The sequence below is a fragment of the Modestobacter marinus genome (genome assembly GCF_011758655.1).
Taxonomy (GTDB): Bacteria; Actinomycetota; Actinomycetes; order Mycobacteriales; family Geodermatophilaceae; genus Modestobacter; species Modestobacter marinus.
Window position 1 is genome coordinate 775,986 of sequence record NZ_JAAMPA010000001.1, and the last position, 14,093, is coordinate 790,078.

14 protein-coding genes, 2 tRNA genes and 1 pseudogene are annotated in these 14,093 nt (G+C 74.9%); 11 read left to right on the forward strand and 6 right to left on the reverse strand.

Annotation, left to right across the window (positions count from 1 at the left end):
* Positions 1–13: 13 nt before the first annotated feature.
* A pseudogene (locus FB380_RS03690) lies at positions 14–850 on the forward strand (DMT family transporter); the annotation flags it as partial.
* Positions 851–916: 66 nt separating this feature from the next.
* On the opposite strand, the gene FB380_RS03695 reads toward FB380_RS03690, so the two are convergent.
* Positions 917–1,001, reverse strand: a tRNA-Ser gene (locus FB380_RS03695).
* 139 nt (positions 1,002–1,140) lie between these two features.
* On the opposite strand from FB380_RS03695, the gene FB380_RS03700 reads away from it, so the two are divergent.
* The gene (locus FB380_RS03700; RefSeq protein WP_166753896.1) at positions 1,141–1,488 is read left to right on the forward strand and encodes a hypothetical protein; all 348 of its coding nucleotides are present in this window, start codon (positions 1,141–1,143) and stop codon (positions 1,486–1,488) included.
* A gap of 34 nt (positions 1,489–1,522) precedes the next feature.
* Positions 1,523–3,652: a serine/threonine-protein kinase gene (locus tag FB380_RS24065; protein ID WP_208382748.1), complete on the forward strand. Its 2,130-nt coding sequence runs from the start codon at positions 1,523–1,525 to the stop codon at positions 3,650–3,652.
* A 91-nt stretch (positions 3,653–3,743) separates the two neighbouring features.
* Here FB380_RS24065 and FB380_RS03710 read toward each other — a convergent pair.
* The 4 genes from FB380_RS03710 to FB380_RS03725 form a co-directional block, all read right to left on the reverse strand.
* A tRNA-Ser gene (locus tag FB380_RS03710) sits at positions 3,744–3,831 on the reverse strand.
* 10 nt (positions 3,832–3,841) lie between these two features.
* Positions 3,842–4,300, reverse strand: coding sequence for a nucleoside deaminase (locus FB380_RS03715; protein WP_229681958.1), 459 nt, complete (start codon positions 4,298–4,300; stop codon positions 3,842–3,844).
* Between the two features lie 234 nt (positions 4,301–4,534).
* On the reverse strand, positions 4,535–5,188 hold the full coding sequence (locus tag FB380_RS03720) for an HAD-IA family hydrolase (protein ID WP_166753897.1): 654 nt from the start codon (positions 5,186–5,188) through the stop codon (positions 4,535–4,537).
* A complete protein-coding gene (locus FB380_RS03725; RefSeq protein WP_166753898.1) occupies positions 5,185–5,709 on the reverse strand; it encodes a tRNA adenosine deaminase-associated protein in 525 nt (174 codons plus the stop codon). Before FB380_RS03725 ends, FB380_RS03720 begins: the two co-directional genes overlap by 4 nt.
* Before the next feature lie 12 nt (positions 5,710–5,721).
* Between FB380_RS03725 and FB380_RS03730 the strand changes: the two genes are divergently transcribed.
* From FB380_RS03730 to FB380_RS03740, 3 genes are read left to right on the forward strand one after another with little or no spacing between them, the layout of a single operon-like run.
* Positions 5,722–6,189, forward strand: a complete 468-nt coding sequence (locus tag FB380_RS03730; RefSeq protein WP_166753899.1) for a PaaI family thioesterase — start codon at positions 5,722–5,724, stop codon at positions 6,187–6,189.
* Complete coding sequence (locus tag FB380_RS03735) at positions 6,186–7,106, forward strand: prephenate dehydrogenase/arogenate dehydrogenase family protein (protein ID WP_229681959.1); 921 nt, start codon at positions 6,186–6,188, stop codon at positions 7,104–7,106. The genes FB380_RS03730 and FB380_RS03735 overlap by 4 nt, the downstream gene beginning before the upstream one ends.
* 43 nt (positions 7,107–7,149) lie before the next feature.
* The gene (locus FB380_RS03740; RefSeq protein WP_166753900.1) at positions 7,150–7,383 is read left to right on the forward strand and encodes a DUF2630 family protein; all 234 of its coding nucleotides are present in this window, start codon (positions 7,150–7,152) and stop codon (positions 7,381–7,383) included.
* Positions 7,384–7,399: 16 nt separating this feature from the next.
* On the opposite strand, the gene FB380_RS03745 is transcribed toward FB380_RS03740, so the two are convergent.
* On the reverse strand, positions 7,400–8,605 hold the full coding sequence (locus tag FB380_RS03745; RefSeq protein ID WP_166753901.1) for a PucR family transcriptional regulator: 1,206 nt from the start codon (positions 8,603–8,605) through the stop codon (positions 7,400–7,402).
* Positions 8,606–8,875: 270 nt separating this feature from the next.
* Between FB380_RS03745 and FB380_RS03750 the strand changes: the two genes are divergently transcribed.
* The 5 genes from FB380_RS03750 to FB380_RS03770 all read left to right on the forward strand — a co-directional run bounded on the left by FB380_RS03750 (position 8,876) and on the right by FB380_RS03770 (position 13,990).
* The gene (locus tag FB380_RS03750) at positions 8,876–9,676 is read left to right on the forward strand and encodes an ABC transporter ATP-binding protein (RefSeq protein WP_166753902.1); all 801 of its coding nucleotides are present in this window, start codon (positions 8,876–8,878) and stop codon (positions 9,674–9,676) included.
* The gene (locus tag FB380_RS03755) at positions 9,669–10,433 is read left to right on the forward strand and encodes an ABC transporter ATP-binding protein (protein ID WP_166753903.1); all 765 of its coding nucleotides are present in this window, start codon (positions 9,669–9,671) and stop codon (positions 10,431–10,433) included. The genes FB380_RS03750 and FB380_RS03755 overlap by 8 nt, the downstream gene beginning before the upstream one ends.
* Positions 10,434–10,479: 46 nt before the next feature.
* A complete protein-coding gene (locus FB380_RS03760; protein WP_166753904.1) occupies positions 10,480–11,364 on the forward strand; it encodes a branched-chain amino acid ABC transporter permease in 885 nt (294 codons plus the stop codon).
* Positions 11,365–11,366: 2 nt separating this feature from the next.
* On the forward strand, positions 11,367–12,542 hold the full coding sequence (locus FB380_RS03765; RefSeq protein WP_166753905.1) for a branched-chain amino acid ABC transporter permease: 1,176 nt from the start codon (positions 11,367–11,369) through the stop codon (positions 12,540–12,542).
* 113 nt (positions 12,543–12,655) lie between these two features.
* Complete coding sequence (locus FB380_RS03770) at positions 12,656–13,990, forward strand: ABC transporter substrate-binding protein (protein ID WP_166753906.1); 1,335 nt, start codon at positions 12,656–12,658, stop codon at positions 13,988–13,990.
* Positions 13,991–14,093 lie beyond the last annotated feature (103 nt).

The window sequence follows — 14,093 nt, forward strand, 5'->3', positions numbered from 1 at the left end:
ACGCTCCCGCCGCATGACCGGGCGCACCCTCCAGCCCGCGCCGTCCGCCCGCGGCTTCGTGCTCGTCGTGCTCGCCGCGCTGTGCTGGGGGACGTCGGGGATCACCGGCGACCTGGTCGCCGACCGCACCGACCTCGACCCGCTCGACGTCGCCTGGCACCGGATGGCCGTCGGTGCCGCCGCCCTGCTCACCGTCCACCTGCTCGGCCGGCGCCGCGCGGCGCGGTCCCCCGCCCCGCCCGTCGCGTGGTCGGGGCCGCTGCGCCGGCGGCTGGCCGGTGTGGGCGCGGGGCTGGCGGTCTACCAGAGCGCCTACTTCGCCGCGGTGGCCACGGCCGGGGTGAGCATCGCGACGCTGGTCGCACTCGGCCTGGCCCCGCTGCTGGTGGCCGTCGGCGCCGCCGCGCTCGGGCACGGCCGCCCCGACCGGGCGACGACGGCGGCACTGGTCGTCGCGCTCGCCGGGCTGGTGCTGCTCGTGGGGGTGTCCGCGGGCGGCGACGGCGGCGACGCGGTCGTCCTGGGCGCGCTGGCCGCGGTCGGCTGCGCGGCCGCCTACGCCGCCGTCGTCCTGCTGTCGGCCGGCGCACCGGCGGGGGTGCCGACGACGACGGTGGGGTTCACCGTGGGCGCCGTGCTGCTGACCCCGGTGGCGCTGACCGCCGGGCTCGACCTCACCACCGACCCGCTGGGGCTGGCGCTGCTGCTCTACCTCGGGCTGGTGCCGACCGCGCTGGCGTACGGGCTGTTCTTCACCGGGGTGCGGGCCGTGCCGGCCGCGGTCGCCTCGATCGTGACCCTGCTGGAGCCGCTGACGGCGACCGCGCTGGCCGCCGTGGTGCTCGGGGAGCGCCTCACCCCGACCGCGCTGGTCGGGGGTGCGCTCATGCTCGGCGCCGTCACGGCGCTCTACCTGCGGAGGATGGGAGATTCGAACTCCCGAGGGCTTGCACCCAACCCGCTTTCCAAGCGAGCGCCATAGGCCACTAGGCGAATCCTCCAGTGCGGTGCCACTGTACCGGGCGGGTCTGCGGCAGTCAGCCGCTCCCCTCCACCCGGGCGGCCAGCGGGGCCCGAGGGTGGTTGAGTTGTCCACTGGGACGGCGAACGCCGCACGGACCGGAGACCGGGAGGACCGACATGAGCAGCGCTGAGCAGGTGCGCCCCGACGTGGTCGCGGCGATCGTCACCGCACTGGAGGAGACCGACCCCAGCAACCTCCCGGCCGACGCCACCCGGGCCGAGAAGGACGCCGCCAAGGACCGGTACCTCTCCAACCTGGTCGCCGGGCGGGCGCAGCGCGAGCGGCAGACCCGGGCGTGGGAGCTGCTGCTGACCCGCAGCCACGACGAGCCGCCGAGCTGGCGGCAGCTGTTCGACGAGCTGCCGCAGAGCTCGGTCGACCAGCTGGCCGACCTCTACGACGCGTTGCCCGAGGGGGCCCAGGCGGAGTACGCGCGCCGCTACGGGGCCCCGGTCTCCGCCTGACCCTCCGGAAGGCCGCGGTGCGGGCGGGGCTGCGGTGACGGCGCCGGGCGCCCGGGTGGCCGGGCGCTACCTGCTGCACTCCCGGCTCGGCGGTGGGGCGATGGGCGCGGTGTGGCTGGCCCGGGACGAGCTGCTGGGCCGCGATGTCGCCGTCAAGCAGGTGCTCATCCCGCTCGGCAGCGACCCGGAGGCGACCGCCGGGCACCGCGAGGCGGCGATGCGTGAGGGCCGGATCGCCGCCCGGCTCACCCACCCGCACGCCGTCGCCGTCTACGACATGGTCGACGACGGCGGGACGCCGTGGCTGGTCATGGAGTACCTGCCCTCCCAGAGCCTGGCCGCCGTGCTGGCCCAGCGGGGCACGTTGCCGGTGCAGCAGGTGGCCCAGATCGGGGCACAGGTCGCCGATGCGCTGGTGGCCACCCATGCGGTCGGCGTCGTCCACCGGGACGTGAAGCCGGGCAACATCCTGATCGGCAACGGGCCGCGCAGCGCCGGCCTGGTGAAGATCACCGACTTCGGCATCTCCCGGGCCCGCGGCGACGTCTCGCTCACCCAGACCGGCGTGGTCAAGGGGACGCCGGCCTACCTGGCCCCCGAGGTCGCCCGCGGGCAGGAGCCGCGGGAGGCCAGCGACGTCTTCTCGCTGGGCGCCACGCTGCACGCCTGCCTCGAGGGGACGCCGCCCTTCGGGATGACGGAGAACCCGCTGGAGATGCTCCACCGGGTCGCCGGGGGCAACGTGGCCCGGCCGCGCAACGCCGGGGCGCTCACCCGGCCGCTGCTGCGGATGCTGGCCAACGACCCGGCGAAGCGCCCGACGATGACCCAGGTGCGCGACCAGCTGGCGAAGCTGGCCGCCGGCCGGGACGGTGACGTCACCGAGGTGCTCAGGGCGCGCACGCCGCTGCTGCCGACGCTGGCCGACCTGCGCCCGGTCTCCGACGCGGCGCTGCCCGGCAGGCCCGTCATTACGGGCTCTTCCGCCAGCGACTCCCCCGCCACGCCGTTCCCTGCCGCCGCGTCCCCTGCCACCGCGTCCCCTGCCACCGCGTCCCCTGTCACCGACTTCCCTGCCACCGACTCCCCTGTGATCGGTGTTCCCACCGCCGGCATCCCGGCCACCGGATCCACATCCGCCGGGCCCACAACCGCCGGGCCCACAACCGCCGGGCCCTCAACCGCCGGGCCCTCAACCGCCGGGCCCTCAACCGCCGGGCCCTCAACCGCCGGACCGTCAGCCACCGGTTCTCCGTCAGGCGCGCCCCCCGCCACCGACTCCGCCGCGACTGATCCGCCTGCCACCGGAGCACCCGCCACCGGGGTCACTGCCGCTGGCATGTCCGCGGGCGCGCCCGCAGCTCGGTCGGCACTCCCGGCCGACACTGCGCCGCCCCCGGTGGTTGGAAGCCAGCCAGGCACCAGCGCCCCCCGGGGAGCCGGCAGCGCCGCACCGACGGCCGGGGCAGTGCCTACGGCGGATCAGCCCACCCCTTCCGTCCCCGCATCGCGTCGCGGCCGCCGCCGGTCCCGCCTGGTCGCGGCCGTCGCTGTCCTGCTCCTCGCCCTGTCCGGCACGCTGGGTGCGGTCTGGCTGGGTGCCCGGGACGACGACGGCGAGGCACCGCCGGCGGCGGCCAGCACCCCACCGCCGTCCCCGTCCTCCTCCGAGCCCGCGCAGGCGACCGAGGAGGAGCCGGTGGTCCCGTCCGAGACGCCGACGGCCCCCTCGGAGACCGCACCCGCCGCGGAGACCCCGGCCACCACCTCGGAGCCCCCACCCGCCGCGACGCCCTCGCCGACTGCCGCGGCCCCGAGCCCGACCGCACCGCCCGCCGGCCCGGCCCCGAGCTCCGCAGCCGAGGTGACGGAGGCGATCACCAGCTACTACGCACTGTTGCCCGGCGACCCCGTGTCGGCCTGGGAGCTGACCGGACCCCGGCTGCGCGCGCAGATCGGCAGCCGGGCGGCGTACGTCGACTTCTGGAACCGGTTCCAGAGCGTCGAGCGGGGTGCGGTCTCGGCGCAGGACGGGTCGCTCGTCGCCTCGATGCCGGTGACCTTCACCGAGCGCGACGGCAGCGTCAGCGCGGAACAGCACCGGATCAGCCTGGTCCGCGGGGACGACGGCCGGCTGCTCATCGACTACGACGTCCCGGTCTGACGAGGGGCGCCGTCGCTCGCCGGCTCGCGGCGGGACCCGGCAGAGACGCGAGAACGGCGGCGCCCCTGCTCGGGGCGCCGCCGTTCTCGACTGGCGGTGGCGGTGGGATTTGAACCCACGGAGGCTTGCACCTCACACGCTTTCGAGGCGTGCTCCTTCGGCCGCTCGGACACGCCACCGCCGGAGAGACTACAGGCCCCGCTTCGCGCGGAAGAACGCGCGTAGCAGCGCGCCGGACTCCTCGGCCCGGACACCGCCGCTGACCTCGGGCCGGTGGTTGAGCCGCCGGTCCCGGACGACGTCCCACAGCGAGCCGGCCGCACCCGCCTTCGGGTCGTCGGCGCCGTAGACCACCCGCGCCACCCGGGCCAGCACGCTGGCCCCGGCGCACATGGTGCAGGGCTCGAGCGTGACCACGAGGGTCGCCCCGGTCAGCCGCCAGCCGTCACCGTGCACCGCCGCGGCCGCCCGCAGCGCCAGCATCTCGGCGTGCGCCGTCGGGTCGCCCCGCTTCTCCCGCTCGTTGGCCGCCTCCGCCAGCAGCGCCCCGTCCGAGCCGAGGACGACAGCACCGATCGGGGTGTCGCCCCACTCCTGCGCGGCGGCTGCGAGCTCCAGCGCCCGCAGCATCGCCTCCTCCTCGGTCACCACCTGCCTCCGTGCGCGCTAGTGCTCTGGTGCACCAGTGCAGCCAGAGCACTAGCTCCGCGGGAGGGCACGTCAGCTCCGGGGCAGGGCGCGTCAGCTCCCGAGCAGGTCACGTCGACTCCTCGGCAGGCGTGTCAGCTCCGCGGCACGGAACCTCCGCTCGAGGCCAGGTCACGCCGGCTCCGTCGCGGGGCACGTCAGCTTCGGGGCGGGGAACGTCGGTCCCCGAGCGGGTCACGACAGGTCCAGGCCGGTGAGGGCCGACAGCTCGGCCAGCGCGGTGCCGGGGTCGACGACCTTGACCGTGTGCATGCCCAGTGCGCGGGCCGGCTTCAGGTTGATGCCCAGGTCGTCCAGGTAGGCGCAGTCCGACGGCGCGATCTCCCGGCCGACCGCCTGCGACAGGCGCTGCAGCGCGAGCGGGTAGATCGCCGGTTCCGGCTTGCGCACCCCCTCGACCGAGGACTCCACGACGACGTCGAACAGCCCGAGCAGATCGCCCAGCCGACCGGTCCGCTGCATCGGCGCGACGTTGTTCGACAGCAGCGCCAGCGGCAACCCCGCCGTCCGCAGTCGCTGCACCGCCGACACCATCGCCGGGCGCAGCTCCCCCGCCAGCGCGGCGAGCACCCGGCCGGCGTCCAGTGGGTGCCCGGCCGCGACGGCCTCGGCCTCGAAGGCGCGCCGGAACCCCGGCTCGTCCAGTTCCCGGCGCTCGTAGCGGGCCCAGGCGTTGGTGTCCGGGTCGGTGCTGTTCAGCCCGACGATGAACCCGGTGGGCAGCGCCGCCTCCTGCTCGTAGGCGGCGAAGGCGGTCAGCGGGCTCTCGGTGAGCACACCCCCGAGGTCGAAGACGACGGCGCTGACCCGCGGGGCAGGGCCGCTCACGGGGCCGCCACCGCCACGAGCCGGTCGGCGAAGCCCAGCCGTTCGGCGATGGCCAGCACCATCTCGTCGGCCCACAGCTCGTCGGAGTCCAGCAGCCGGGCCAGCTCCTCGGCCGGCAGCCCGGCGTCGGCGAAGACGTCGAGGTCGCCGCCGGGCCAGCCCTGGCCGTCGTCGTCGAAGGCGTCGTCGATCGTGGTGCCGGTCTCGACCTGGATGCCGTAGCGCTCCACGGCCTCGGCCGCGAGCAGGTGCTCCTGGAACGTCGCGTCGGAGACCAGCGCCCGGACCATGCCGCCCGGCCCGTGCCGCAGCACGACGAAGTACAGGCGGCTGTCGACGACCACGACGAACGGGCCCGGCCAGCCGGCGGTGCCCGGCTCACCGAGTGCCCGCTCCAGGGCCGGCAGCTCGTCGTCGGCGCCGGCGGCGAGCAGCTCGCACTGCCAGCGCCCGGCGGCCGAGCTGACCCGGACGGCGAAGCTCGGCCGCAGCGTGGTGCCGGAGTCGGAGGAGGGGGCCATAGCCTGTAGATCATGGCCGACGCCCTCCCCGACGACAGCGCGCCGGTCGACGTCCCGGCCGTCGCCCCGGCGTTGTTCGCCGCCCTCGCCGCCGATCCGCTCGCCGCCCACCTGGGCATCGAGCTGGAGCAGGTCCGGCCCGGCTACGCGCGCGCGTCGATGACCGTCGGCCCGAGCCTGCTCAACGCCGTCGGCACGGCCCACGGCGGGGCCACCATGGCGCTGCTGGACGTGGTGCACGCGGCGGTGAGCAACAGCCACGGCACGGTCGCCGTCGCCCAGGACGTGCACACCGAGTTCCTCTCCGCGGGCCGGCCCGGCGACCACCTGGTCGCCGAGGGGGTCGAGCTGCACCGCACCGGCCGCACCGCCGTCTACCGGATCGACGCGGCCACCGCCGACGGGCGGCCGGTGGCCACCGCGCTGGCCCGGGTGTTCCGGCTGGGCACCCCGTGGGAGACCGGCGAGGAGGCACCGTGACCGGCGCCTTCCCCGTCCCGACGATGCCGGCACCGCCGGTCTCGGTGGTCGGCCTCGGGCAGCTGGGCGGGTCCCTGGCGGCCGCGCTGGCCGCAGCCGGGCGGCCGGTCTCCGGCTGGGACGTCGACCCCGCCGCCCGGGACGCGGCCGAGGCCGCCGGCGTGGAGATCCGCCGGGAGCTGACCGGGGTGGTCGTGCTCGCCGTCCCGCTCCCCGCGATGGGCACCGCGCTCGAGGGGCTGCGGATCGACCCCGGCGCCACGGTCACCGACCTGGGCTCGGTGAAGGCACCGGTGCTCGCCGAGCTCGGCGCCGCCCACGGGGACCGGTACGTCGGCGGGCACCCGATGTGCGGCACCGAACGCTCCGGGCACACCGCCGTCGACCCCACGCTGTTCACCGGTGCCCGCTGGGCGCTGTGCCTGGAGGCCGACACCGACCTGCGGCGCTGGCTGCGGGTCGCCGAGATCGCCCTCGCCGTCGGCGCCGAGGTGGTCCCGGTGACCGCCGCCGAGCACGACGACGCGGTGGCGGCGATCAGCGCCGTCCCGCACCTGCTGGCCGCCGCGGTCGCGGCCGCCGCCGGGCAGGCCGGCCCGCTCGCGCTCTCCCTCGCCGCCGGCAGCTTCCGGGACGCCACCCGGGTGATCGGCAGCGACCCGGCGTTCGTGACCGCGCTGGTGACCGGCAACGCCGGCCCGGCGGCTGCGGCGCTGGACCGGGTCCGGGCCCAGCTGGACCGCCCCTGGCCGGAGCTGGTCGCCGAGGGGCACGCGGTGCGGGTCGCCGATGCCGGCCGCCGGACGGTCCGGGTCCCGCTGGACCGCACCGCTCTCCTGGCGCTGGGCCGGGCCGGGGGCGCGGTCACCCGGCGGCTGGCGGCCTTCGTCGAGGGCTGGGTGCCGGATCGGCCCTGACCGGCAGGCGTGGGAGCCGCCCGGACCGGGCAAGGTGACCGCCATGGACGACACGGAGATCCGCACCAAGATCGAGGCGCTGGTCGAGGAGGAGCACGCGCTCCGCGACTCCAGCGAGCACACCGACGAGCAGCGCGCCCGGCTGCGGCAGATCGAGGAGGAGCGCGACCAGCTCTGGGACCTCGTCCGCCAGCGGGACGCGAAGCGGCAGTACGGCGAGGACCCCGACGAGGCCCAGCCGCGCCCCGAGCCGCAGGTCGAGAACTACCTGCAGTAACGGCCTGGAGGGTCGCTCAGCGGCGGTGGTCGGCCGCCAGCAGTGCCAGCTGCCAGAGCAGCCGGGACCGCGGGTCGGCCACCGAGCGGCCGGTGACCTGCTCGATCCTCCGCAGCCGGTGCATGACCGTGTTGCGGTGGCAGTACAGCTGGTCGGCGGCCCGGGTCGGTGACCCGTCCGCGGCGAGCACGGCGGTCAGGGTGTCCAGCAGCACGTCGCGCTCGTCGGCGGGCAGGTCCAGCAGCCGGCCCAGCGACTGCTCCACCAGCCGGCGGGTGATCTCCGGCGAGCTGCTCAGCAGCGCCTCGGGCAGCCGGTCGTCGATCGTGACCACCCGCGCCCGCCCCGCCGGCAGCGTGCGGGCCGCGGTGTCGGCCAGCCGCCAGGCCGAGGCGACCGCCGAGGCGCCGTCCACCACCGCCGAGACGCCCACCGGGCCCCCGGCGAACTCGGTCAGCCAGGTCAGCACGTCGCCGACCTGGCGGGTGCCCAGCGCCACCACCCCGACCTGGGCACCGGAACGCCAGCCCCACACCGAGCGCACCCCCCGCTTCAGCAGCCGGGCGCCGGGGTCGGCGAGGTTCGGCCCGCCGGACTCGTCCGGGGGCGCGACGGCACAGACCAGCCGGCCGTCCAGCGGCAGGGCCAGCAGCTCCGACGCCGTCCGGACGAACACCGGGTCACCCCCGCGGCCGCCCAGCAGCCCGTCGAGCACCTGCTGGCGGGCCTGGTCGTCGATGCCCGCCAGCCGGCGCTCCTCGGTCCGGTACGCCTCGGCCAGCGCCGCGCACTGCACGTCGTTGACGTGCCACACCGACCCCGCCACCTCCAGCAGGACGTCGCTGTCACCCGGCGCCTCCGCCGCCCGCGCCGTCGCGCGCAGCGCCTCCCAGGTGACCTGCCCGCCCAGCCGGTAGGCGCGCAGCACCGTCTCCAGCGGCACGCCCTGGATCGCCCGGCGACTCCCGACCTCCCGGGCCGCGGCGAGCGCCGCGCGGCCACCGTCGTCGGAGTCGCCCATCAGGGTGCGGACCGCGCGCTCCAGGTTGGCCCGGCTGGACTCGAACAGCTCGGCCCGGACGACGGGCCCCTGCTCGGTGTAGGCGCCCTCGGTGCGCTCCAGGATGCTGATCATCCGGGAGGTCATCTCGTCGAGCTGGCTCAGCAGCGGCGGGGCCAGCTGGGCCAGGCGCGCGGAGACCTCGGGCCGGAACGGTTGCACCTCGCCCCCCATCTGTGACACACGGCACACTGCACAAGCAACGGGATCGATCGCTGTGCTCGGCGCCCATTGTGACCGCACTCACCGCACCGCACGCTCGGGGAGTCGGATCACCCGGCACTCGTCCGCCGAGCCATGCCCGGCGGACGGAGCACCCGAGGCAAAGGAGCCGTGGGCCCGTTGGCGCAGCCGACCCCGACTGCAGGCAGCACTGCGATCGACCGCCCCGCTGCCCCGGACACCGACCGCGCCCCGTCCGCAAGCCTGGAGATGACCGGGATCACCGTCGCCTTCGGCGGCGTGATCGCGCTCTCCGAGGTCTCGCTGGTGGTCGAGCCCGGCCAGGTGCACGGGCTGATCGGGCCGAACGGCGCCGGCAAGACGACGCTGTTCAACGTCGCCTGCGGCATCGTGCGCCCCACGGCCGGTGAGATGACCTGGCGCGGCCAGCCGCTCCGCCGGCTCAAGCCGCACCAGCTGGCCGGCCTGGGCATCGCCCGCACCCTGCAGGGCGTGGGCCTGTTCCCCGGCATGACCGTGCTGGAGAACGTCATGGTCGGCGCCCACCGGCACGCCCGGGCCGGCTTCGGCTCCGCCCTGCTCGCCCTGCCGCGCTCGGACCGCGACGAGCGGGAGCTGCGCGCCCGGGCTCTGGCCGCCCTGAGCGACCTCGGCGCCGAGCAGCACGCCGGCCGGTACCCCGGCGGCCTCCCCTACCCGGTGCAGAAGCGGGTCGCGCTGGCCCGCGCCCTGGTCTCCGCCCCGGACCTGCTGCTGCTCGACGAGCCCGCCAGCGGTCTCGCCGAGGACGAGATGCACGAGCTCGGCGAGCTCATCCGCACCCTGTCCGGCCGGATGAGCGTGCTGCTGGTCGAACACCACATGGACCTGGTCATGCGCGTCTGCGACCGGATCACCGTCCTGGACTCCGGGCGCCAGATCGCCGCCGGCACCCCGGCCGAGGTGCAGGCCGACCCCGCCGTCACCGAGGCCTACCTCGGTGACGAGGTCACCGCCGAGGAGGACGCGGCCGGCACGACCCGCACCGACGGAGGGCGCCACCATGGCTGACACCCGCCCACACGGCAGCACCGCGGTCGCGACCGACGGGCGCACCGCCCCGGCGCTGCTGGAGATCGAGGACCTCACCTCCTCCTACGGGGCGGTCCGGGCACTGGACGGCGTCTCGCTGACCGCGGAGGCCGGCCGGATCACCGCCGTCCTCGGGGCCAACGGCGCCGGCAAGACCACCCTGCTGCGCACCGTCAGCGGGCTGGTCCGCAGCTCCTCGGGCCGGGTCACCCTGGCCGGGGAGGACATCACCACCGCCTCCGTCGAGTCGATGGTCGGCCGCGGCATGGCCCACGTGCCCGAGGGGCGCGGCGTCATCGCCGAGCTCACCGTGCACGAGAACCTGCGGGTCGGGTCGCTGTTCCGCGGCAAGGTCGACAAGAGCGAGTACGACCGCATCTACGACCTGTTCCCCCGGATCGCCGAGCGCCGCGACCAGCCGGCGCACGTCCTCTCCGGCGGCGAGCGGCAGATGCTCGTGATCGGGCGGGCGCTGCTGGCCCAGCCGCGGATCCTGCTGCTCGACGAGCCCTCGCTGGGCCTGGCCCCCCGGATCGTGGCCCAGATCTTCGGCCTGCTCCGCCGGCTGGTCGACAGCGAGGGGCTGTCGGTCCTGCTCGTCGAGCAGAACGCGCGGAGCGCCCTGTCGGTGGCCGACGTCGGCGTCGTCCTCAACCTCGGCCGGGTGGTCGTCACCGACTCCGCCCGCACGTTGATGGCCGACGAGGACCTCCGGCACGCCTACCTGGGCTTCTGACCCACGTCCCGAGTCCCCTCCGCACCGCCAGGAAGGCACCGTCTCCGTGCAGTACTTCGTGAACGTCACCCTCACCGGGTTGACCGAGGGCATGGTCTACTCGGCCTTCGCCCTCGCCCTGGTGCTGATCTGGCGGTCCACCCGGATCGTGAACTTCGCCCAGGGCTCGATGGCGGCGGCGACGACCTTCATCGCGCTCGCGCTGATCCAGGCGGGGCAGTCCTACTGGGTGGCGCTGGTCGTCGCGCTGCTCTCCGGCCTGCTGCTGGGCGCCATCGTGGAACGGGTGGTCATCCGGCCCGTCGAGGGCGGCCCGGAGCTCAACGCGGTCATCGTGACCCTCGGCCTCTTCGTCGCCATCCAGGCCGCGATCGCGATCGTCTTCGGCTCGGCGTTCCAGTCCTTCCCGACCCCGTTCGGGCTGGAGGGCTTCCAGATCGGCGACAACCGGATCGCCCTCACCCCGAACAGCGTCTGGGTGATCGCCGCGGTGCTGGTCACCATGGCGCTGCTGGTGGTGCTGTTCCGGTTCACCCGGATCGGCCTGGCCATGCGCGCCTCGGCGTTCGGCCAGGAGGTCGCCCGGCTGCTCGGCGTGCGGGTCGGCCGGATGCTCACCCTCGGCTGGGCGCTCGCGGCCGTCGTCGGCTCGCTGGCCGGCCTGCTCATCGCCGGCGGTGAGTTCGTCTACCCCGCCTACATGGACAGCCTGATCGTCTTCGGCTTCGTCGCCGCCGTGCTCGGCGGCCTGGACTCCCCCATCGGCGCCATCGTCGGCGGGCTGATCCTGGGCCTGGCCCTCAGCTACGTCAGCGGCTACGTCGAGCGGGGCAGCGCCCTGGTCAACGTCGCCGCCCTGGTCATCCTCATGGTCGTGCTGCTCGTGCGGCCCGGTGGCCTGTTCGCCAGCAGCACGGCCCGGAGGGCATGACGATGAGCGACCTGCAGAGCCCCGCGAACACGACCGCCGAGAGCAACCGGGCCGGCGGCAAGGCATCCGAGGACGCCCCCACCGAGGCGACCGCCGGAGCCGACCAGCCCACCGCCACCCGGCGGCGCAGCCTGCTCCCCTCCTCGACGCTGCTGCGGCACCTGCTGGTGCTGCTGATCGGGGCCGTCGGCGCCGTCGTGCTGCTGGAGACCACCGACCCGTTCACCAACTCCCAGCTGGCCACGCTGACCTACTACGCGATCGCCGCCGGCGGGCTGACCGTGCTGACCGGGATGAACGGCCAGATCTCGCTGGGCCACGGCGCACTGATGGCGGTGGGCGCGTACACCACCGCACTGTTCCTCTCCGCCGACGAGCCGCTGCCGCTCCCGCTGATCCTGCTGGCCGCGATCGTGACGGCCACCGCCGTCGGTGCCCTGGTCGGGGTGGCCGCCGCCCGGCTGCACGGGCCCTACCTCGCCGGCGCCACGCTCGCCCTCGCCGTCGGCCTGCCCGGGCTGGCGATCTACTTCCACGACGTCCTCGGCGGCGAGCAGGGCATGCGGGTGCGGGCGCCCCGCGCCCCGGAGGCCTTCGAGTCCTTCATCAGCGCCGTCTCGGGCAACTCGGCGACCAACACCAAGTGGCTGGCCTACCTCGGCGCCATCTGCCTGCTGATCACCTACTTCCTGCTGGCCAACCTGATCCGCAGCCGGATCGGCCGCACCTGGCGCGCGGTGCGTGACCAGGAGGTCGCCGCCGAGCTCGCCGGGATCAACCTCGGCGCGTGGCGGGTGCTGGCCTTCGTGGTGAGCGCCGCGGCCGCCGGGCTCGCCGGCGGCGTGCTGGCCCTCGTCGTCCGGCTGGCCGCCCCCAGCGGCTTCACGCTGGTGCTCTCGCTGGCCCTGCTCACCGCGATCGTGATCGGTGGGCTGGGCAGCCTGCTCGGCGCCCTGCTCGGATCCGCGCTGCTGGTCTTCCTGCCGCCCTTCGTCACCGACCTGGGCACCGGCTGGGGCCTGGACAACACCGAGGCCGCCCAGCTCGCCCCCTTCGTCTACGGCGTGGTGCTGATCGTCGCGATGATCTTCGCTCCCGCCGGCGTCGTCGGCAGCCTCCGCATGCGCTGGCTCACCCGCCAGGCGAAGCGGTCGGCCGCCCGGGCGAGCAGGGGGTGAGGGCGACCAGACCGGACCGCCGTCCCCGGCCCCACGACCCCCCACACACCCCCGGGCATCGAAGCCCGGACAGCACCAGAGGAGAACCGTTGTCCAGATCCTCTCGACGTCTCATGACCGTCATCGCGGCCGCCACCGCCGCCTCCACCCTCGCCGCCTGCGGCGGCAGTGACGACGGCGGCGGGACCAGCGGCGGGGGCGGTGGCGACGCCAGCGCCAACGAGGCCTCCGACATCGGCATCACCGAGGACTCCATCAAGCTCGGCGCCCACTTCCCGCTCACCGGGGTGGCCGCGCCCGGCTACAGCGAGATCCCGACCGGCGCGCAGGCCTACTTCGAGTGCCTCAACCAGCAGGGCGGGGTGAACGGCCGGACGATCGACTACATCTACCGGGACGACGCCTACAACCCGACCAACACCAGCCAGGTCGTCAACCAGCTGGTGCTGGAGGACGAGGTCTTCGCCATCGTCGGCGGCCTCGGCACCCCGACGCACAGCGCCGTCCTGGACTTCCTGAACAGCGAGGGCGTGCCCGACCTGTTCGTCTCCTCCGGCTCCCGGCTGTGGGGAGAGGACCCGGAGACCAACCCCTACACCTTCGGCTGGCAGACCGACTACGAGAGCGAGGGGAAGATCATCGGCCAGTACATCGCCGACAACTTCCCGGACGCGAAGGTCGGGCTGTTCCTGCAGGACGACGACTTCGGTGAGGACGGCGAGGCGGGCATCCGCCAGTACATCGACGACCAGATCGTGGCCGCCGAGCGCTACACCCCGGGCAACACCAACGTCGGCCCGCAGATCGCCGCCCTGCAGGCCGCCGGCGCCGACTTCGTCGTCGGCTTCAACGTGCCCAGCTACACGGCGCTGTCCCAGCTGACCGCGCTGCAGCTGGGCTACGACCCGCAGTGGTTCTACTCCAACGTGGGCTCGGACCCGACGCTGGTCGGCAGCCTGCTGAACAACTTCTCCCAGGGCCAGGTGAGCGACGCCAGCCTGCTCGACGGCGCGCTGACCACGGACTACCTGCCGACGGTCGACGAGCCGGACAACCCGTGGGTGCAGGAGTTCCAGCGGATCTGGGACGAGTGCGGCGGCGAGGGCGAGCTGACCAACTACCGGATCTACGGCATGGCGCAGGCCTACACCACGGTGCAGGCCCTCCAGGCCGCCGGCCAGAACCCGACCCGCGACGGGCTCGTCGAGGCGATCGAGACGGCCGGCTCCGAGTGGGAGGGGCCGGTGCTCGCACCGTTCCGGTACTCCGCGGACAGCCACATGGGCACCTCCGGCATGTCGATCAGCCGGATCACCGGTGACACCACCGAGGAGGTCGAGCCGGTGCAGCTGACCGACCTCGGGGACGCCGAGATCGAGCCCTACGACGGCGAGATGGCCGAGGTCCCGGAGAACGGCATCCCGAACGAGGAGTCGGTGGTCGACTGAGGAAACACCCCGTCCCCCTCACCCCTCGCGAGCTCGGGGTGAGCCTCTGGACGGGGCCGGACGACGGGCCGTCGGTCCCCCCACGCGGGGGCCGGCGGCCCGT

Excerpts from the sequence above, each read along its gene's own strand:
- FB380_RS03725 (WP_166753898.1), bottom strand. The coding sequence starts at position 5,709 with ATGGCCCCCTCCTCCGACTCCGGCACCACGCTGCGGCCGAGCTTCGCC.
- FB380_RS03700 (WP_166753896.1), top strand. The coding sequence starts at position 1,141 with ATGAGCAGCGCTGAGCAGGTGCGCCCCGACGTGGTCGCGGCGATCGTC.
- FB380_RS03765 (WP_166753905.1), top strand. The coding sequence starts at position 11,367 with ATGAGCGACCTGCAGAGCCCCGCGAACACGACCGCCGAGAGCAACCGG.
- FB380_RS03755 (WP_166753903.1), top strand. The coding sequence starts at position 9,669 with ATGGCTGACACCCGCCCACACGGCAGCACCGCGGTCGCGACCGACGGG.
- FB380_RS03750 (WP_166753902.1), top strand. The coding sequence starts at position 8,876 with ATGACCGGGATCACCGTCGCCTTCGGCGGCGTGATCGCGCTCTCCGAG.
- FB380_RS03740 (WP_166753900.1), top strand. The coding sequence starts at position 7,150 with ATGGACGACACGGAGATCCGCACCAAGATCGAGGCGCTGGTCGAGGAG.
- FB380_RS03730 (WP_166753899.1), top strand. The coding sequence starts at position 5,722 with ATGGCCGACGCCCTCCCCGACGACAGCGCGCCGGTCGACGTCCCGGCC.
- FB380_RS03770 (WP_166753906.1), top strand. The coding sequence starts at position 12,656 with ATGACCGTCATCGCGGCCGCCACCGCCGCCTCCACCCTCGCCGCCTGC.